The organism is Stenotrophomonas sp. HMWF003 (assembly GCF_003061285.1).
In the GTDB taxonomy this organism is placed as follows: Bacteria; Pseudomonadota; Gammaproteobacteria; order Xanthomonadales; family Xanthomonadaceae; genus Stenotrophomonas; species Stenotrophomonas maltophilia_AP.
This window is the reverse complement of sequence record NZ_QAIW01000435.1, coordinates 22,907-23,718: the sequence shown is the minus strand read 5'-3', so window position 1 is coordinate 23,718 and position 812 is coordinate 22,907. Positions and strand designations below refer to the sequence as shown.

Annotated in this window: 1 pseudogene; it reads left to right on the top strand. The window is 70.3% G+C overall.

What is annotated here, in order from left to right:
• Positions 1-211: 211 nt before the first annotated feature.
• Positions 212-812 (top strand): annotated as a pseudogene (locus DBR34_RS24035) (response regulator); the annotation flags it as partial.

Sequence of the window (812 nt, the reverse complement as noted above, 5' to 3'; positions counted from 1 at the left end):
GCCCGGGCACGGTGCCGGTCACCGTGCAGCGCGATGGCCGCGAGCAGACCGTGCAGGTAGGCACTGCCGCGTGGCGCGGGGTGCTGCCCCCGCCGCCGCCTGCACCGCCGCTGCCGCCACCGCGGCGGTAGCCAGGACGGCGCCCGGCGGCCCTGCCCGCCGGCGCCGTGCTCCGGTACTCTCTGTCCTTCTCCCGGTTCCCTGTCGACGCATGCCTTCGATCCTGATCATTGATGACAACGCCAGCGTCGGCACCGCACTGGAAGTGCTGTTCTCGCTGCACGATATCGACGCGCTGCATGCGCTGTCGCCCGAAGCCGGGCTGGCGCTGCTGGCGCAACAGCCGGTGGACCTGGTGATCCAGGACATGAACTTCACCGAAGACACCACCTCCGGCGAGGAAGGCGAAGCGCTGTTCCAGCAGATCCGCGCCCGCCACCCCGACCTGCCGGTGATCCTGCTGACCGCCTGGACCCACCTCAGCAGCGCGGTGGACCTGGTGCGTGCCGGCGCGGCCGACTACCTGGCCAAACCGTGGGACGACCGCAAGCTGCTGGTCACGGTGAACAACCTGCTGGAGCTGTCCGAAACGCGGCGCGAACTGGACCGCCGGCGCGACCGCGAGCAGCGCGACCGCACGGCGCTGGAAGCACGCTATGATCTGCGCGGCGCGGTAGTCGCCGATCCGGCCAGCGAGCGGGTGGTGAACCTGGCCTGCCAGGTGGCACGCTCGGCGCTGCCGGTGCTGATCACCGGTCCCAACGGCGCCGGCAAGGAAAAGATCGCCGAGATCATCCAAGCCAATTCGCTGG